This is a genomic window from Pseudarthrobacter sp. H2 (genome assembly GCF_050157045.1).
GTDB lineage: Bacteria > Actinomycetota > Actinomycetes > Actinomycetales > Micrococcaceae > Arthrobacter.
This window is the reverse complement of sequence record NZ_CP189594.1, coordinates 2,153,803-2,172,074: the sequence shown is the minus strand read 5'-3', so window position 1 is coordinate 2,172,074 and position 18,272 is coordinate 2,153,803. Positions and strand designations below refer to the sequence as shown.

Annotated in this window: 16 protein-coding genes; 14 read left to right on the top strand and 2 right to left on the bottom strand. The window is 66.2% G+C overall.

Features of this window, described 5'->3' with window-relative positions; all coding sequences use genetic code 11:
• Window position 1 precedes the first annotated feature (1 nt).
• The 4 genes from ACQCSZ_RS10250 to ACQCSZ_RS10235 all read left to right on the top strand — a co-directional run bounded on the left by ACQCSZ_RS10250 (window position 2) and on the right by ACQCSZ_RS10235 (window position 4,008).
• Entirely contained in the window at window positions 2–256 is a 255-nt protein-coding gene (locus tag ACQCSZ_RS10250) for a HypC/HybG/HupF family hydrogenase formation chaperone (RefSeq protein ID WP_427007885.1), read from the top strand.
• 45 nt (window positions 257–301) lie between these two features.
• On the top strand, window positions 302–652 hold the full coding sequence (locus ACQCSZ_RS10245; RefSeq protein ID WP_427007884.1) for a hypothetical protein: 351 nt from the start codon (window positions 302–304) through the stop codon (window positions 650–652).
• A gap of 297 nt (window positions 653–949) precedes the next feature.
• On the top strand, window positions 950–3,445 hold the full coding sequence (locus ACQCSZ_RS10240; protein ID WP_427007883.1) for an ATP-dependent Clp protease ATP-binding subunit: 2,496 nt from the start codon (window positions 950–952) through the stop codon (window positions 3,443–3,445).
• Window positions 3,446–3,645: 200 nt separating this feature from the next.
• Window positions 3,646–4,008 (top strand): cupin domain-containing protein, encoded by a 363-nt coding sequence (locus tag ACQCSZ_RS10235; protein ID WP_427007882.1) that lies wholly within the window; start codon window positions 3,646–3,648, stop codon window positions 4,006–4,008.
• A 462-nt stretch (window positions 4,009–4,470) separates the two neighbouring features.
• Here the strand turns inward: ACQCSZ_RS10235 and ACQCSZ_RS10230 are convergent, their stop codons facing one another.
• The gene (locus ACQCSZ_RS10230) at window positions 4,471–5,244 is read right to left on the bottom strand and encodes a DUF6390 family protein (protein WP_427008307.1); all 774 of its coding nucleotides are present in this window, start codon (window positions 5,242–5,244) and stop codon (window positions 4,471–4,473) included.
• Between the two features lie 201 nt (window positions 5,245–5,445).
• Here ACQCSZ_RS10230 and ACQCSZ_RS10225 point away from each other — a divergent pair, with 201 nt between their 5' ends.
• From ACQCSZ_RS10225 to ACQCSZ_RS10215, 3 genes are all read left to right on the top strand, one after another.
• On the top strand, window positions 5,446–6,612 hold the full coding sequence (locus tag ACQCSZ_RS10225; RefSeq protein ID WP_427007881.1) for an ABC transporter substrate-binding protein: 1,167 nt from the start codon (window positions 5,446–5,448) through the stop codon (window positions 6,610–6,612).
• 121 nt (window positions 6,613–6,733) lie between these two features.
• Window positions 6,734–7,735, top strand: coding sequence for a FecCD family ABC transporter permease (locus ACQCSZ_RS10220; RefSeq protein WP_427007880.1), 1,002 nt, complete (start codon window positions 6,734–6,736; stop codon window positions 7,733–7,735).
• Window positions 7,728–8,471: an ABC transporter ATP-binding protein gene (locus ACQCSZ_RS10215; RefSeq protein WP_427007879.1), complete on the top strand. Its 744-nt coding sequence runs from the start codon at window positions 7,728–7,730 to the stop codon at window positions 8,469–8,471. The genes ACQCSZ_RS10220 and ACQCSZ_RS10215 overlap by 8 nt, the downstream gene beginning before the upstream one ends.
• Before the next feature lie 105 nt (window positions 8,472–8,576).
• Here the strand turns inward: ACQCSZ_RS10215 and ACQCSZ_RS10210 are convergent, their stop codons facing one another.
• Window positions 8,577–9,539 carry a LacI family DNA-binding transcriptional regulator gene (locus ACQCSZ_RS10210; protein ID WP_427008306.1) on the bottom strand — a complete coding sequence of 321 codons (963 nt, stop codon included), beginning with the start codon at window positions 9,537–9,539 and terminating at the stop codon, window positions 8,577–8,579.
• Window positions 9,540–9,826: 287 nt separating this feature from the next.
• Here ACQCSZ_RS10210 and ACQCSZ_RS10205 point away from each other — a divergent pair, with 287 nt between their 5' ends.
• The 7 genes from ACQCSZ_RS10205 to ACQCSZ_RS10175 all read left to right on the top strand — a co-directional run bounded on the left by ACQCSZ_RS10205 (window position 9,827) and on the right by ACQCSZ_RS10175 (window position 18,237).
• The gene (locus ACQCSZ_RS10205; RefSeq protein ID WP_427007878.1) at window positions 9,827–10,675 is read left to right on the top strand and encodes a sugar phosphate isomerase/epimerase family protein; all 849 of its coding nucleotides are present in this window, start codon (window positions 9,827–9,829) and stop codon (window positions 10,673–10,675) included.
• Complete coding sequence (locus ACQCSZ_RS10200) at window positions 10,672–11,682, top strand: Gfo/Idh/MocA family protein (RefSeq protein WP_427007877.1); 1,011 nt, start codon at window positions 10,672–10,674, stop codon at window positions 11,680–11,682. Before ACQCSZ_RS10205 ends, ACQCSZ_RS10200 begins: the two co-directional genes overlap by 4 nt.
• Before the next feature lie 265 nt (window positions 11,683–11,947).
• Window positions 11,948–13,480 (top strand): ABC transporter substrate-binding protein, encoded by a 1,533-nt coding sequence (locus ACQCSZ_RS10195; RefSeq protein ID WP_427007876.1) that lies wholly within the window; start codon window positions 11,948–11,950, stop codon window positions 13,478–13,480.
• Between the two features lie 97 nt (window positions 13,481–13,577).
• Window positions 13,578–14,519 (top strand): ABC transporter permease, encoded by a 942-nt coding sequence (locus tag ACQCSZ_RS10190; protein WP_427007875.1) that lies wholly within the window; start codon window positions 13,578–13,580, stop codon window positions 14,517–14,519.
• Window positions 14,516–16,375, top strand: a complete 1,860-nt coding sequence (locus ACQCSZ_RS10185) for a dipeptide/oligopeptide/nickel ABC transporter permease/ATP-binding protein (RefSeq protein WP_427007874.1) — start codon at window positions 14,516–14,518, stop codon at window positions 16,373–16,375. Before ACQCSZ_RS10190 ends, ACQCSZ_RS10185 begins: the two co-directional genes overlap by 4 nt.
• Window positions 16,372–17,280 carry an ATP-binding cassette domain-containing protein gene (locus ACQCSZ_RS10180; protein ID WP_427007873.1) on the top strand — a complete coding sequence of 303 codons (909 nt, stop codon included), beginning with the start codon at window positions 16,372–16,374 and terminating at the stop codon, window positions 17,278–17,280. The genes ACQCSZ_RS10185 and ACQCSZ_RS10180 overlap by 4 nt, the downstream gene beginning before the upstream one ends.
• A 78-nt stretch (window positions 17,281–17,358) precedes the next feature.
• Window positions 17,359–18,237 (top strand): sugar phosphate isomerase/epimerase family protein, encoded by an 879-nt coding sequence (locus ACQCSZ_RS10175; protein ID WP_427007872.1) that lies wholly within the window; start codon window positions 17,359–17,361, stop codon window positions 18,235–18,237.
• Window positions 18,238–18,272 lie beyond the last annotated feature (35 nt).

Sequence of the window (18,272 nt, the reverse complement as noted above, 5' to 3'; positions counted from 1 at the left end):
CATGTGCCTTGGAATACCGGGCCAGATCATCGGGCTGGTGGAGGGCTACGGCGGCCAGCTCGCCCTCGTGGACGTGGCAGGGGTGCCGCGGAAAATCAATATCGGCCTCCTGGACGAAGGGCCGCTGCCGCCCGGCAGCTGGGTCCTGATCCATATGGGCTTCGCCCTGGAACGGGTGGACGCTGCAGGCGCCGAGCAGGCGATGAGCGGTCTGGAACTCATGGGCCGTCCCAGGGAACAGGGTGGGCCGGAGTAAGGGCAGCCCGTCACGGGCAATGCACACAAGCACAGCGAGGAGAGCATGATGTCACCCACGAATCCATCCAATCCGTCCAATTCGACGCAGCCGGACAACGAGACTGCCCCGGGCACGGCGCGCGCCTGGGGGAGCGAACCGCCGGTGAAGGAGCCCGCCCAGCCAGGGTCCGATGAGACCCCTGAGGACGCGGCGATGGCGCCCGAGGGAGTCGGCGAGAGCACCACGAGGCGGGGTGAGGATGTGATCAAAGGGGAAGGCAAGGAACCCGGCCGGGAGGACACCGGAACGCACCCGACGCCGGCAGACCGCCCCACCGGCGAATCATCCCCGCGCGATGCCACGGGCGTGAAGCCTCCGGAGGATCCCGACAGCGCCGCGCCCCAGTCGCCCTAGCGCCAGAATTGCGCCGGTTCCAACGTCCGGGGGGCTTGGCGCCACCTACTTCACCGATGGGCAACCGCTGTTCGTCATTAACCGGTTCGATTGGGGGCGGGAATTGAATCGGCATCCAACGTGTCATTGCGGGGAGACCACTCGCCGTGGCGCGCCAGATAGTTGTGCGAAAACCTGCCGCTTACCCCGGGACGTCAGATGAATCTGGCTCTCGAATACTCTGCCTCCGGCGAACGCACCTAAGCGGGCCCGAGACGACGTAGCATCAAAGTACGTCGTAGCCAGGAGTGTGGCGAAATGTTTGAGCGATTTACGGACCGTGCCCGTCGAGTAGTTGTGCTTGCCCAGGAAGAGGCACGCATGCTGAACCACGGTTACATCGGTACCGAACACATCCTCTTGGGTCTGATCCATGAGGGTGAGGGCGTTGCCGCCAAAGCCCTTGAGTCCTTGGGCATTTCGCTCGACGGCGTCCGTGAGCAGGTGCAGGAGATCATCGGCCCGGGCCAGCAGGCCCCGTCCGGCCACATCCCCTTTACCCCGCGCGCCAAGAAGGTGCTGGAGCTCGCACTCCGGGAGGCCCTGCAGCTGGGGCACAACTACATCGGAACCGAGCACATCCTGCTGGGCCTCATCCGCGAGGGTGAGGGTGTGGCCGCCCAGGTGCTGGTCAAGCTCGGCGCGGACCTGGGCCGCGTCCGCCAGCAGGTCATCCAGCTGCTCTCGGGCTACCAGGGAAAGGAAGCCTCCGGTGTCGGCGTCGCCCCGGGCCAGGCGGAGGTAACTCCTGCGGGTTCCGTGGTTCTGGACCAGTTCGGCCGCAACCTGACCCAGGCGGCGCGTGAGAACAAGCTGGACCCGGTGATCGGGCGCGAATCCGAAATGGAACGCGTCATGCAGGTCCTGTCCCGCCGCACCAAGAACAACCCTGTGCTGATCGGCGAGCCCGGCGTCGGCAAGACCGCCGTCGTCGAAGGCCTGGCCCAGGCGATTGTCCGCGGCGACGTGCCCGAGACTCTCAAGGACAAGCAGATCTACACGCTGGACCTGGGCTCAGTGGTTGCAGGGTCCCGGTACCGCGGTGACTTCGAAGAGCGCCTCAAGAAGGTCCTCAAGGAGATCCGCACCCGCGGCGACATTCTTTTATTCATTGATGAGATCCACACCCTCGTCGGGGCCGGTGCGGCCGAGGGCGCCATCGATGCGGCGTCGATCCTGAAGCCGTTGCTGGCCCGGGGCGAGCTCCAGACCATCGGTGCGACCACGCTGGATGACTACCGCAAGCACATTGAAAAGGATGCCGCGCTGGAGCGCCGCTTCCAGCCGATCCAGGTCAAGGAACCCTCGGTCGCCGACGCGATCGAGATCCTCAAGGGCCTGCGCGACCGGTACGAGGCGCACCACCGCGTCACCATCACCGACGGCGCGCTGGTCGCCGCCGCGAACCTCTCGGAGCGTTACATCTCGGACCGGTTCCTGCCGGACAAGGCGATCGACCTGATCGACGAGGCCGGTGCCCGGCTGCGCATCCGCCGGATGACGGCCCCGCCGGAGCTCAAGGTCATGGACGGGAGCATTGCCGAACTCAAGCTGGCGAAGGAATCCGCGATCGACGCCCAGGACTACGAAGGCGCCGCAGCGCTGCGCGACGAGGAGCAGAAACTCGTGATCGTGCGCAAAGAGAAGGATCGCCGATGGAAGGCGGGCGGGCTGGACGACATTTCCGAGGTCAACGAGGAACTGATCGCCGAGGTGCTGGCGAATGCCACCGGCATTCCGGTCTTCAAGCTCACGGAGGAGGAGTCCTCGCGCCTGCTGAAGATGGAAGACGAGCTGCACCAGCGCGTGGTGGGCCAGGATGAGGCGATTAGGTCGGTTTCGCGGGCTATCCGCCGTACCCGGGCCGGCCTGAAAGACCCGAAGCGTCCGGGCGGTTCGTTCATCTTCGCCGGCCCCACCGGTGTGGGCAAGACAGAGCTGGCCAAGGCCCTGGCCGAGTTCCTGTTCGGTGAAGAAGACGCCCTGATCACCCTGGACATGTCCGAGTACTCGGAGAAACACACCGTGTCCCGCCTCTTCGGTGCCCCTCCGGGCTACGTCGGTTACGACGAGGGCGGACAGCTGACCGAGAAGGTCCGGCGCCGTCCGTTCTCCGTGGTCCTCTTCGACGAAGTGGAAAAAGCCCACGCAGACCTGTTCAACTCGCTGCTGCAGATCCTGGAGGACGGCCGCCTGACCGATAGCCATGGCCGGGTGGTGGACTTCAAGAACACCGTGATCATCATGACCACCAACTTGGGCACCCGGGACATCTCCAAGAGCGTCGCCACCGGCTTCCAGTCGGGCACGGACACGCAGACCGGCTACAACCGGATGCGCGCCCGCGTCACGGAGGAGCTCAAGCAGCACTTCCGTCCCGAGTTCCTGAACCGTGTCGATGACGTTGTGGTGTTCCCGCAGCTGACCCAGGACGAGATCATCGAGATCGTGGACATGTTCGTGGGCCGGCTGGAGAAGCGGCTCAAGGACAAGGACATGGGCATCGAGCTCACCACGGCGGCCAAGGTGCTCCTGGCAACCCGCGGCTACGATCCCGCGATGGGTGCCCGGCCGCTGCGCCGCACCATCCAGCGCGAGATCGAGGACCAGCTCTCCGAGAAGATCCTCTTCGGCGAGCTGCACGGCGGCGACATCGTGGTGGTGGATGTGGACGGCGAAGGCGACGACGCCAAGTTCACCTTCGCCGGCAACGCCAAGCCGCGCATCCCGGACGCACTGCCCGCCGCGGGCTGAAATGCTGCCCGCTCACCCATGACAGTTGTCGCTTGCCCGGAGCGCCCGGCGGAAGCCGGACGGATACAAGGCACGCCGTGCCTACAGGGTGATTGGCCCGGATATAAGTTTCGGAGAGCCGAAAGTAGTGTCCGTGACGTTGACCTACCGGTAGGCAAATACTGTGGTGCAGACCACAGTTCGGGAGGAAAATGCAAGACATGAACACTGTGGAGCACGAGAACTTTGGCAGGCCAAGCGAGACCCGAAACTTTCCGCACGGCAAGGCCGAGATTTTGAACATGGGTGATGGAACTATCGGCCGGCTGACTCTGGAGCCGGGGTGGCGATGGTCGAACGACGTCAAGCCGATCGCCGGAACGGAGAGCTGCGAAGCGCCGCATTTCCAGTACCACGTCTCAGGGCGGCTGGCCATCCGCATGGATGATGGAACCGAGTTCGTCGCAGGGCCGGGTGACGTCACGAGCCTCCCTCAGGGGCACGACGCCTGGGTCGTCGGCGAGGAAACGGTCGTCACGGTCGATTGGTTCGGTGCCACGAACTACGCGAAAGCTTCTGAGTAGAATCGCTCCGGAATTCCGCGCCTGTCGTGTGGAGCTCATGGACGAGCTGTTCCATGACGATGCGGTCATGCACTGGCCGCAATCCGGAGAAACCGTGCGCGGCGCCGAGAATCGGAGGGGAATCTACAACGCCTTCCCATAACTGCCGGCCATCACGCCGCGTCGACTGCTCAGCGGCGGTGATCTGGTAGTCGCCGAGGCGTTGTTGGATGACGGCGGCCCAAAGTATGAAACGGTTGTCATCTTGAATTTCAGGACGGCAGGATCGCCAAGGAAACGGCCTACTGGAGTGAGGCATTCGAAGCACCACAGTGGCGCGCCCAATGGGTTGAAAAAACCTAGCGGGGTCTCCGCGGCGCCGCATTTCCCCAGCCAGCTCCGGAATGCCGGTAGTCGCCGAATAACGCGACACCCTCGATTCCAGCAGCCGCGCCTTAATCCGGCCGATTATTCAGCGCGCTCCTAATGTTCGAGCGCGATGGCGGCGCCGCGGTGTTCGACCCCGTTGTTGGCGATCCTCAGGTGCCGCGCGGTGAAATGCTTCAGGCGGTGCAGCTGCTGGGGGGACAGGCGGTCACAGATCCAGTCCCAGTGGAGCGAAACGACGTCTCCCGCCGCGAGGCCCGCCACGAACCCTGTGCCATTCACGGCGTACTTCGCCGACTCCACGACGGGGTCTCCCACGGCCAGCGCCGTCCCATCCCAAACCAGCGGCCGGGAACGTACCACGGCGTCATCGCCGGAGACTGCCAGCACCTCGCCCCAACGGATCCGGCACCGGTCGAGCACAGCCAGCGCCGTGGCGTGGCGGCGGTCGTCGTGGAGCAATCCCAGCCAGGGATAGATCTCGAACACGTGGAAACTGTGGTGCGGCACCCCGCCGGCCAGGACGCCTTCCACCAGATGCGGGAACTGCCGTCCGGTGCGGGCCCGGAAGCGGTCCTCCATCGAGTTGCCGATGTTGGTGATGCCCACGGCGTCCAGCAGGCTGTTTCCGACCCAGTAGGCCTCGACTACACGGGCGTTCAGGGGATCGGGGATGCCCGTGGCGGCGGCAATCAGCTCCAGGTAGGGCCACGCGCCGGCGAAGCCCTTGGCCAGGTCGCGGAGACCCTGGTCCGTGACGCCGGACTGGCCATAGTGCAACAGCGCATCGCTGTCCGGCGGCCCGCAGCTGCCCCTCGAATTCGGAGGGTAGGCATAGCGGACAAACAACTGGGCACCGTCGACAACCATCACCTGGCCACCTTCTGCAAACGTCTTCTGAACCTAGCACCGGGCCCGGTCCGCGACAAGTAGCCGACCGCAGGGAGGGAACAGGGCGGGAGCAGGAGGGAACAGGAGGCGGCAGGGACCGGGAGCCGGCAGGCTGAGGCGTTGACAGCCATGCCCTTCGAGCGGATGCTGTGAAGAACCTACGCACAGGGGGTCAAAATTATGCGGGACGCCGATCCGAACGCCGGGCTGGACCGCCGCACGGTGCTGCAGGTGTTCGTGGCGGGCGGCTCCGCGGCCGTCCTGGCCGGGTGCGGCGCCGCCGGCCCTGCGCCGGGGGCCTCCCCGTCCGGTGCCCCGTCCAGCTCCGCAGCCGCCGGCAGTATCAGCATCACCGACCAGCGCGGGAAGACGGTCACGTTCGACAAGCCGGTCACCAAGGTGGTGACCATACCCATGCCGGCGGCATCACTGCTGGTCGCCGTCGACCGCGGCGCGGACCATCTCGGCGCCATGCACAACGCATCGTGGGTGGCGATGCGCGACGGCATCATGGGGTCCATGTTCCCCGCCGCCCTGGACCTGCCGCATGACATTGCCAGCCAGGACTTCATCGCGAACGTCGAGAGCGTCCGCGCCCTCAACCCCGACGTCGTGATCCAGTGGTCCGATGCCCAACTGATCGAGCCCCTCGAAAAAGCCGGGCTGAAGGTCATCGGGCTGGCGAACACCGGCAAACAGGAGGATGTGGACGCCTGGGTGGCAATGTTCGCCGCCATGCTCGGCAAGCCTGAACGGGCCACCGAAATGAAGGCACATAGTGACCAGGAACTGGCCGAAATCAAGGCACTCGCAGCAGGACGGACCTCCGCCGGCCCCAGCATTCTCTACTTCAACCGCTTCACCGGCGGACTCAAGGCCGCCGCGGCCAACACCTACAACGACTTCTACATCAAGCTCGTCGGAGGCACCAACCCCGCAACCGGAGCGGACCCGTTGCCCGGCACCGGCATGGTGGGCCTGGACGTGGAGCAGGTCCTGAGGTGGGACCCGGAAGTCATCCTGCTGGGCAACTTCGACGCAGCGATGCCCCAGGACATCTACGCGGACCCGGTCTGGCAGGACGTCTCGGCGGTACGCTCCCGGCGTGTCTACAAGGTTCCCCTCGGCGGCTACCGCTGGGACCCGCCGGGCCAGGAATCACCGCTCATGTGGCACTGGCTCACCGATATCGCGTTTCCCCGGCCGGAATCCGGACTGCGCGCCAAGGTCACCGACTACTTCCGCTTCCTCTACAACCACCAGCCCACCGGTGAAGAGCTGGATAAGATCCTGTGGACGGCGGCCAACAGCAAGTCCGCCGGCTATCAGCAGTTCAATGCTGCATGACGCCCGGTCCCCGCGGCTGAGCAGCAACCGTACCCCGGCGGAGCGACGACAAACAGCCCGGCAATCCGGCCGGCAAAGAGGTCACGGACCGCGCGACCGGCGCAGGGAGCCGGCAGTCTTCGTGCCCATCGCCGTGACAGCCGCCCTCCTCACCGCCGTCGTGCTGCTGGCGCTGGCCGTCGGACGGTACAACGTGCCCCTCTGGCATGTCGTGCAGATCCTCGCCGCCCAGCTTGTCCCGTTCCCCGTCGAGGCAAGCGGAACGGAACAGAATGTGGTCCTGCTGGTGCGGATGCCGCGGATCCTGCTCGCGTTGCTCGTGGGCGGCGGCCTGGCCATCGGCGGGGCCGCACTGCAGGCCATCTTCCGCAATCCGCTGGTCAGCCCGGAAATTATCGGCGTATCCGCCGGGGCCTCGTTCGGCGGCGCCCTGGCCCTGCTGCTCGGCCTGGGCTCTGTCCTGCTGGTCACCGGCTCCTTCGTGTTCGGCCTGGTGGCCCTCGCCACCCTGGTCCTCATCACCTCGGGCCGCGGCGGAACGCCGATGCTGATGATCGTGCTCGGCGGTGTGGTGACGGGGTCCTTTTTCTCGGCCCTGGTCGCCCTGGTGACCTATATTGCGGATCCCAACACCACGCTGCCGGCGATCGTATTCTGGCTGCTTGGCAGCGTCTCCACGGCAACCTTCACCAAAGTGCTGGTGGCGCTGATCCCCGTCCTGGGCGGCGCCGTCGTGCTGCTGGCCCTGCGCTGGCGGATCAACGTCCTGTCCCTGGGCGACGAGGACGCCGCAGCCCTGGGCGTGCAGCCGCGCCCCCTGCGCTGGGTTGTCCTGGTTGCGGTGTCGCTCATCGTGGCCGGGGCGGTCGCCGTCAGCGGGGTAGTCAGCTGGGTGGGCCTGGTGATTCCCCATCTGGCACGGATGTGGGTGGGACCGGACCATCGCGTGCTGTTGCCGGTGTCCTTCCTGCTGGGCGGCGCCTACATTGTGCTCGTCGACACGGTCGCCCGCACGGCGACCGCCGGAGAGATCCCGCTGGGCGTGCTCACAGCCCTGATCGGCGCGCCCGTCTTCTTCCTGCTGCTGCGCCGGAACCGGGACAGGATCTGGGAAAGTGCTTGAGCTGGATACCGTGGGCTACACCTACTCCCGGTCGGACTGGGTTTTCCGGGGCGTCAGCTTCCGGGTGCGCCCCGGCACGGCCACCGCCGTGCTGGGCCCCAACGGCAGCGGCAAGACCACCCTGGTGCGCTGCGCGGCCGGGCTCCTGGCGCCGGCGGAGGGAACCGTCCGCCGGCAGACGGGTGCCGGGTACGTCCCGCAGGCCCATGGCAGCGCCTTCGCGTACCGGGCGCTGGACATGGTCCTGATGGGCCGCGCCAGGCAGGTGGGCGTTTTTCGGAGTCCCGGGTCCGCGGACCGGGCCGCCGCGTTGGACGCGATGGAACGGGTAGGCGTGGCCGGACTGCAGGACAGGCTTTTCCCCACCCTGAGCGGCGGGGAACAGCAGCTGGTCCTGATCGCGCGGGCCATCGCGGCCGGCTGCCCGGTGCTGGTGCTGGACGAGCCCGCCACCGGACTCGACCTGAAGAACCAGGTCCGGGTGCTGACGCTCCTGCGCGAACTGATGACCGACGGAATGGCCCTGCTGCTCAGCACGCACCATCCCGACCATGCCCTGTACCTTGCGGACCGGGTTGTCCTGCTGGGCCGCAGCGGTGCGCGCACCGGGCCGGCTGCCGAGCTGCTCACGGACACGGCGCTCTCCGCACTCTACGGAGTGCCGGTGAGCACGGTCGCCTATTCCCACGACGGCCAGCCCGGCCGGACCATCGTGGTGCACTACGGCAGACCCTGACCAGGCCGCGGACCGCTTCCCGGACCAGCGGCAGTCAAAGACAGCGGCCGCCAAAGACGGCGGCTGCCGATGACGCCGGCTGCCAAAGAGGCCGGCGAACCGGCATCAGGCGTCCCTGACGGGCCCCGTCGATCCACGCACGGTCAGGTGGGTCGGCATGACGGAACGGCTGCGGTTGGAGCCACCGGCCAGGGGATTGAGCCGGCCGAGCAGCATCGACACGGCCACCCGCCCGGCCTGTTCGATCGGGGACGTCATGGTGGTCAACGGGGGGTTGCAGAAGTCCGCACCGAAGATGTCGTCGCAGCCCACGATGCTCATGTCCTCCGGAACCCGGAGGCCGCGTTCACGGAGCCGCTGGAGCATTCCGATGGCTATCAGGTCGTTGAAGGCTATGCAGGCGGTCACGCCGCTGTGCACGGCGGAATCGGCAGCGGCCGCGCCCGACTGTGTTTTCGGTGCGAACGGCCCGAGCCGCAGGACCTCCACGCCGCGCTCCTCCGCCGCCAACGAAAGGGCAGCCCATCGCCGCGAGCTGGACTGGGACGTCAACGGACCTGCCATGAAGGCGACGCGCGTGTGACCCAGCGAGATCAGGTGATCCAGGGCCTGGCCTGTCGCCGTGGGGGTATCGATGATGACCGCAGGCACGCCGGGGACATCCCGGTTGATGGTGACCATCGGCATCTTCGCCGCGGCGGCAAGCAGGACGTCATCGCCCAGCCGCGGGGCGGTGACAATGATGCCGTCGGCACCTTTGCGCAGCTGCTCCATGGTGCTGGCTTCCACCTCGTCCGACTCCTCGGTGTCCACCAGCAACTGGGTGTAGCCGGCCGCCTTGAGCTGGAGCTGGGTTCCCCTGATGAGGTCGAAATAGAACGGGTTCGTGATGTCCGGAACCAGCACTCCCACCGCCCCGGTCCGGCCCGAGCTCAAGGCCTTGGCCTGGCTGTTGGGGGTGTAGTTAAGCTCCGCTGCCGCGGCTTCGATCCGCGCACGGGTGCGGAAGTTAACCCGGTCCGGCGTGGAGAGCGCGCGGGAAACCGTGGACGCGGCCACTCCGCACATGGCGGCGATGTCGTGGATAGTGGCGGGTCGGTCGACCCCGGCTGGTGCAGCCACAACGCTCCTCTCTGAACGTGATGGCGCGGCAGCGGAAATCGCCATTGTGACTCCTGCCACAGCGCCATGGGGTCTAGGTTGCCACATCCCAGCACCTTTTGGCAACCGGTTGTCGTGGCGTGTCTGCCGGGCTAGACTGGCGTCGATACCTGATTTGTGAATTGAGTCACCGCGGGCCGGAGCAGGATTCCCCGGCTGCCGCCCACGCGTTGGCGCAACCCAAGGAGCTTCCCGTGACTGAAACATCAACCGCCGTGTGGCCGCTGTCCGGATTCGGCGACGAGGTGGATCCGGACCCGGCCGTGCAGGCGGCCGTGCTGCTGGCCCTGGGCGCCAGCCATATCGAAGTCCGCAGCGCCTGGGGCACCAACGTCTCCGAGCTGGAGCCTGAGCAGGTCGCCGCGCTGAAGGCGATCCTGGACGACAAGGGGCTCAAGGTCTCTGCCGTTGCGAGCCCGATCGGAAAGGTGGACGTCAGCCTGCCGGTGGAACACGAGGTGGACCGGCTCCGCCAGATCATCGCCGTCGCCAAGGGCCTGGACACCAAATTCATCCGGATCTTCTCGTTCTACCGCGCCGAAGGCCAGAGCCAGGAAGACATCCGGGAGGATGTCCTCACGCGCATGGCCGCACTGGCGTCCGTAGCTGCGGACGCCGGCGTCGTGCTCCTGCATGAAAACGAGAAGGGCATCTACGGCGATACGCCCGAACGGGTCCTGGACATCATGGAATCCGTCGATTCGCCGGCCCTGCGGATCGCCTGGGACAACGCCAACTTCGTCCAGGTGGGGGTCAAGCCCTACACGGACGGGTACGCGATGCTGCGCCCGTACCTCGAGTACTTCCAGGTGAAGGATGCCATCCTGGCGACCGGCGAGGTGGTGCCGGCCGGCGAGGGCGACGGCGAACTGGACGCGACCATCGCCGCACTGAAGGCCGACGGATTCGCCGGGTTCGCCTCGCTCGAACCGCACCTGGCCAGCGCCCATGAACTGGGCGGCTTCTCCGGGCCGGTGGCCTTCGGCACCGCTGCCCGGGCCTTCGCCGGGCTCGCCGCCAAGCACGGGGTGACGCTGTCATGACCGTCAAGGCGGCAGTGATCGGATGCGGCGACGTCTCGACCGTCCACTTCGGAGCCATCGCAAAGCTCGACGACGTCGAACTGGTCGCGGTCTGCGATACGGATCCGGGACGGCTGGCTGCGGCGGTGGCCGCCTACGGTGTGCCCGGCTTTGCGGACCACCTCAGCCTCCTTGCGGAGCAGAAGCCGGACGTGGTCCACATCAGCACCCCGCATGACCAGCACGCCGCCCTCGCGGCGGACTGCCTGGAGCGCGGCGTCAACGTCATCGTGGAAAAGCCGCTGGCGCACACCCTCGAGGAGGGGCGCCGGCTCATTGAGGCCGCCGCACGCAGCAGCGCCAAGATCGCCGTGTGCTTCCAGAACAGGTACAACGCCACGGTTCAGGCCATGCACGCGCTCCTGTCCTCCGGTGAGCTCGGCGAGGTCCTCGGCGCCTCGGCCACCGTGATGTGGCAGCGGAGTGCCGGCTACTACCAGAGCCGGCCGTGGCGCGGCAGCTGGGCCGGTGGCGGCGGGGGGCTGATGATGAACCAGGCCATCCACACCGTGGACCTGCTGCAGTGGCTGGTGGGCGACGTCGTGTCGCTGAACGGCAATGCGTCCACCCGCTTCCTGGGCGGGACCATCGACGTTGAAGACACCGCCGAATTCGTGGCGGAGCATGCCACCGGGGCGCGCAGCGCCTTCTATGCCACGCTCGCCAACGCGGTGAATGCCCCCGTGACCCTGGACATCGTCACGGAGCAGGCCACCCTGAGCCTGCGCGGCGACCTCACGGTGACGTACGGGGACGGGCGCGTCGACGTCGTGCCCGAACGCGTGGTGGAGTCCGGTGGCAGGGCGTACTGGGGCGTCTCCCATGAGCTGCTGATCGCCGACTTCTATGCCCGGCTGGGCGAGGACGGCCCGTTCTGGATCAATCCGTCCGAGGCCGCCAAGTCGCTGCGGATCGTCAAGGAGATCTACCGGCAAAGCTACCCGGAGTCGCTCGCCGCCGTGTGCTGAGACCGTCTTCGTCCCCTTTGCCCGGCGAGGGCTGGCACGCGCCGGTATGCAAGCGGTTGCGTCCGCCACGGGGATGGAATCACCTCTTTTCCGGCGTGTTGTCGGGCTTTATTCCCGCGTCCGCGAAACTTTCGAAATGAATGTGACAATCGGTTGCCAAATCGGGCAACAATGCGTACTGTCAATCACACGGAGCGGATGTGGCCCAGGCCACACCCGCTCACTGCTGAAGTCACCAGTTCCACCAGACTCATAGGAGCCAACAATGAAGTTAGGTCCCAAGGCAGCGTCAGCTGCCCTCATCCTCAGCGCATCCCTCGCGCTGACAGCCTGCGGCGGCGGCGGCTCTGCCGCGCCCGCCGGCGCCGGCGCTCCGGCGACCACGACGCTGACCCTGGGCGCCGTCCAGGAAATCCGCTCCTGGGACCCGGCCCAGGCGCATGTGGGCCACTTCCTGCAGCCGTACCAGGCGGCCTACGATTCCCTGCTCATGCGGGAACCGGACGGCAAGCTCAGTCCCATGCTGGCCACCGCGTGGAAGTACAACGCGGCAAACACGGTGCTGACGGTTGACCTCCGCACGGACGTGACCTTCAGTGATGGCGCCAAGTTCGACGCCGCAGCGGCCAAGGCCAACCTGGACCACTTCAAGACGGCCAACGGCCCGCAGATGGCCCAGCTCACCGCGGTCTCGGACATCAAGGTCGTGGATGCCGACACCATTGAGCTGGACCTGACGACGCCGGATCCCTCGCTGGAGTTCTACCTCAGCCAGGCCGCCGGCCTGATGGGCAGCCCCAAGGCGCTGGGTTCCGAGGGCATCAAGACCGAGCCTGTGGGCAGCGGCCCGTATGTCATGGACAAGGCCGCCACGGTCAAGGATTCACAGTCGGTGTTCACAGCCCGCAAGGACTACTGGAACAAGGGCATCCAGAAGTTCGAGAAAGTCACCTTCAAGATCCTGCTTGACTTGACCGCCCGCACCAATGCACTGGTTTCGGGACAGGTTGACGCCACGCTGCTGGACCCCAAGACCGGAAAGCAGGCCGAGGGCGCCAAGATGACGCTGGCCGCGAACGAGGTTGACTGGCAGGGCCTGACCCTGTTCGACCGCGATGGCGCCAAGAACCCCGCATTGAAGGACGTCCGCGTCCGCCAGGCCATCAACTACGCGTTTGACCGCAAGACGATCCTCGACCAGGTCCTGGTGGGCCAGGGCACACCCACGTCCCAGCCCTTCGGCAAGGCCAGCGGAGCCTGGCTTGAAGAGCTCGAGAACAAGTACCCCTACGACCCAGCCAAGGCCAAAGCACTGCTGAAGGAAGCAGGCTTCGAAACCGGCGTCGTCCTCGAGCTCCCGTCCGTTCCCGGGTTTGAAACCCAGCTGGCAGTAGTCAAGCAGCAGCTCTCTGACGTCGGCATCACCGTGAACATTGGCGCCGCGATCACCAACACCTACACCACGGATGTCGCAGCACAGAAGTTCACGAGCATGTACTTCTCCCTCTTCCAGGGTGAGCCGTGGGTGGCCATCAACCAGATCATCTCCACCAAGGCGCTGTACAACCCCTTCAAGACCACCGCTCCGGAGCTGCAGGCCAAGATCGATGCCGTCCAGAACGGCGGCAAGGATGCTCCCAAGCTGGCGCAGGAAGTCAACAAATACGTGGTTGACCAGGCCTGGTTCGCCCCGATGTTCCGCGTGGACCAGATGTACTACCACAACTCCAAGATCAACGTCACGCCGCAGATCCAGCAGGCTGTCCCGTCGATCTACAACTACTCGCCGGCGAAATAGCAGCCAGCGCAGTAGCTTCCCGTTCCGGCAGCCCGTCCAGCACAGGACGGGCTGCCGGAACAAGGCAGCCCACCATGCCATTTCAATGGAGCCAGCAATGATCAGATTCATCCTCAAACGCCTCGGCAGCGGACTCGTGGTCCTGTTTGCCGTCTCGGTCCTCACCTTTTTCCTGCTCTACATATCCAGCGGCAGCATCGCCCGGAACATCCTGGGAGACCAGGCAACACCGGAGCAGCTCGCCGTGAAGGAAGCCGAGCTGGGACTCGACCAGCCCATGCCCGTCCGCTACTTCAGCTGGCTCACGGGCGCCCTGAGGGGGGATCTGGGCACATCCTGGTTCACCTCCGAACCGGTGGCCAACGCTCTCGCCACCCGCATCCCCGTCACCATGACCATGGTGTTCGCGGCCATGATCCTCATCGCCATCATCGCGACCCTCATCGGGGTTGCCGCGGCAGTGAAGCGCGGCTGGGTGGACCGCGTTGTCCAGATTGGCGCCATCATCGGCGACTCCGTTCCCGGGTTCGTCATCGGCATCATCCTGGTGACCGTGCTGGCCATCCAGATGGGCCTGTTCCCCGCCACCAGCACCATTTCCCCGGGCGCGCCTGCGTCCGCCTGGGTGCTGTCCCTGACTCTTCCGGTGATCGCCCTGCTGATCAACGGAGTCACCGGCGGCGCGCAGCAGATCCGCAGTGCCGTCATCAAGCAACTCGAACGCGACTACGTCCGGACCCTGCGCAGCCGCGGCATCGGTGAGGGCGAGATCCTGTTCAGGCATGTCCTGCGAAGTGCCGCGCCCGCGGGGCTCACCGTCCTCAGCCTGCAGCTCATCGGCATGCTCGGCGGCGTGGTCATCATCGAGCAGATCTTTGCCCTTCCCGGCATGGGCCCGCTTGCCGTGGCTGCCACCAGCCAGACTGACCTGCCCGTTGTCATGGGCGTTGTCATGTACACCGTCGCCGTTGTCATCACGGTCAACCTCATCGTTGACCTGCTCAACGGCTGGCTCAACCCGAAGGTGCGTGCCTCGTGACCGAGTCCGTCGAAACCTCAGCCCTGACGCCATTACCGGGGCAGGGGGCTCCCGCCGGCCAGACCGGAACCGTGGTCCGTTCAACGGTCCTCAAGCGTCTGTTCAGGAACCCGCTCGGCATCATCGCCGTCGGAATCCTGCTGGTCATCTCCCTCCTGGCCGTCTTCGCGGACGTTCTGGCCCCCTTTGAAGAGAACTTTGCCAACATCTCCAAGACGCTCGCCGCGCCGGACTCCGTGAACATCCTGGGAACGGACAGCTCGGGCCGGGATGTCTGGAGCCGCCTGCTCTTCGGCGCACGGATGACGCTGCTCTCGGCGCTGCTCTGCGCCGCCGTCGCCATCGCGATCGGCCTCCCGTCCGGTCTGCTGGCCGGCTACTACGCCGGGAAGTTCGAGGCTGTCTCCAACTGGATCGTCAGCATCCTGATGAGCCTCCCCGGCCTCATCGTGCTGCTGACCATCCGTGCGGCCTTCGGACCGTCGGTGTGGATCGCCATGATCGCGTTCGGCATCCTGATCAGCCCCTCCTACTTCCGCCTGACGCGTTCCGCAGTGCAGTCGGTCCGGAACGAGCTCTACGTGGATGCCGCCCGGGTATCGGGCCTGTCAGACCTCAGCATCATCACCCGGCACATCTTTTCCGTGGTCCGCGCGCCCATCATCATCCAGACCGCCGCGATCGCCGGGGTGGCCATCGCCATCCAGTCCGGCCTCGAGTTCCTGGGGCTGGGGGATCCGGCCAAGGCAACCTGGGGCGTGATGCTCAGCGAAGGCTTCAAGAACGTCTACCTCACGCCCACGCTCCTGTTCTGGCCTGCGCTGGCCATGGCCCTGACCATCGGCGCCCTGGTGCTCCTGGGCAACGCCATCCGCGATGCCCTGGAAGACGGCGAAAAGATCAAGCACCGCAAGAAGCCGGTGGTAACACGCGCGACGGCGGCCCCCGCCCCGGCGCGCCAGTCACGGAACGCCGCGGCCCCCGCCGTCGACGCCGGGACCGAACACCACCTGGTGAAGGTCACCCACCTCGGCGTCGGGTACCCGCAGGCCGACGGCTCGATCAAGAAGGTCGTGGATGATGTCTCCTTCCACGTGGACCGCGGCGAGATCCTGGGCATCGTGGGCGAATCCGGCTCCGGGAAATCCCAGACCGCCTTCTCCATCCTGGGCCTCCTGCCGGACACCGCACGGATTGTTGCCGGCTCGATCCAGTTCGAGGGCAACTACACGGTGGCTCCGGGCGAGGACGTCGTGAACCAGGGCAGGCTCTCCAAGCTGCGCGGCAAGCGGATCTCCTACATCCCGCAGGAACCCATGAGCAACCTGGATCCGGCCTTCACCATCGGATACCAGCTGGTCACGCCCATGGTGCGTGTGCTGGGCATCTCCAAGGCCGAGGCCACCTCCCGTGCCATGAAACTGCTGTCCGACGTCGGGATCGTCAACCCGAAGCGGACCTTCGATGCCTACCCGCACGAAGTCTCCGGCGGCATGGCCCAGCGCGTGCTGATCGCCGGCGCCATCAGCTGCGAACCGGACCTGGTGATCGCGGACGAACCCACCACGGCCCTGGACGTGACGGTGCAGGCCGACGTGCTGGACCTGATCCGCGAACTCCGGTCCCGCCTGAACATCGGCGTGATCCTGGTGACGCACAACTTCGGCGTGGTCGCCGACCTCTGCGACCGCGTGGTGGTGATGCAGAACGGACGCCTGGTGGAAGAGGGCACCGTCCGCGACATCCTCCGCAACCCGCAGGAAACCTACACCCAGACACTGCTCGGGTCCATGCTGGAAGGCAAGGAACCCATGTCCATGCTCGTTTCATCGACCGCCAAGGGGGCGGCATCATGAGTGCAACCGAAGCCACCGACGCTGCAACAGGTCCCGCCGGCGAACGTGAAAGCCTCCTCCGGGTGGACAACCTGGTGGTGGAATACCCGGGCAAGGGCTTCCGCGCCAGGCCGTTCCGCGCCCTGACGGACATCAACATCTCCATCGGCCAGGGCGAAACCCTGGGCCTGGTGGGGGAGTCCGGCTCCGGAAAGACCACGCTGGGCCGGGCCGTGCTGGGCCTCGCGCCCGTTACGGGCGGAAAAATCACCTTCGAAGGCCAGGACATCAGCCACGCGAGCCGCAGACAGCGCCGCGTCCTGAGCCGTGACCTGCAGGTGGTGTTCCAGGACCCCTACACCTCGCTGAACCCGGCCCTGGAAATCGGGGACATCCTCGCCGAGCCGCTGGGCGTGCAGGGGAAGCCGCCGGCGGAGGCAAAGAAACGCGTCCGGGAACTGCTGGACCAGGTGGGCCTGCCGGCCGACGCCATCCACCGGCTGCCGCGCGAATTCAGCGGCGGCCAGCGCCAGCGCGTGGCCATTGCCCGCGCCCTGGCGCTGTCCCCGAAGCTGATAGTCTGCGATGAGCCGGTGAGCGCCCTGGACCTTTCCACCCAGGCCCGGGTGCTGGACCTGTTCCTGCAGATCCAGAAAGACACCGGGGTTTCCTACCTCTTCGTCTCCCACGACCTCGATGTGGTCCGCCACATCAGCCACCGCGTCGCCGTGATGTACCACGGCGAGATCGTGGAACAGGGCCCGGCCGACGTCGTGACCCGGGACCCCGAACACCCCTACACCCAGCGGCTCCTGCTGGCCTCACCCGTGCCGGACCCGGACCGCCAGGAGCAGCGGCGCGCGGACCGCCACCTGCTGCTCGAGATGCAGCGGATGCATGACGAACAGGCCGTCGCCCTCGCCTGAGGACGCAGCCCTGTCAGATAACGAGAACTAGCGCAGCCGGGTTCCCCTGCGGACCCCGGCCCACAACGGAGGACGCCCATGGAAACAACAGCAACAACAGCCACAATAGGCGTACAGGCAATGATGCTGAAGGACAGCTTCAGCGAAATCGGGGCGTTCGAGACGCTCCGCAAGGTGAGCGCGATCGGCTACAACGCCGTCGAGATCTCACAGATCCCCATGACCCCGGAGAACGTCGCGGAACTGGACCGGTCCCGCACCGAGCTCGGGATGGACATCGCCGCGCTGTCCGTTGCCATGGAGACCCCCAAGGGCCGGCCCGGCGACTCCCTGGCGGAGCACTTCGACAAGATCGTCGACGACGCCAAGCGCCTCGACTCCAGGCTCCTGCGCATCGGCATGCTGCCGTTCCCTGCGATGAAGTCCCTTGGTGCCGTGATCGACTTCGCCAAGCAAGCCAACGAATACGCCGAACGCCTGGCCGAACACGGGATCGGACTGTACTACCACAACCACCACATTGAGTTCGCGAAGTTCGACGGCAAGTACATGCTCGACATCATCGCGGAGAACTCGCCGGCCATGGGCATGGAAATCGACGTCCACTGGGTGCAGCGCGGCGGCCTGGACCCGGTCCGGACCCTCCAGAAGTATGCCGGCCGCACGGCCATGGTCCACCTGAAGGACTACCGGATCGGCGAACTCCCGGAGTCCGCCTTCGGGCTGCTGGACAGCGGCGACATCATGGGCTTCATGACCGAATTCAAGAACGTGGTCCAGTTCGCCGAGGTCGGCGAGGGCAACCTCGACTTCCCCTCGATCATCGACGCCGCGCAGGCTGCCGGCGCCGAGTACCTGCTGGTGGAGCAGGACGAACTCTACGGACGCACCGTCTGGGAGGCGCTGCAGACCTCCTACGACAACCTGGTGGCCATGGGCCACGCCCAGCTGTTCTAACCGGACCGATTTCCACACTCTGGTTTCGACAAGCT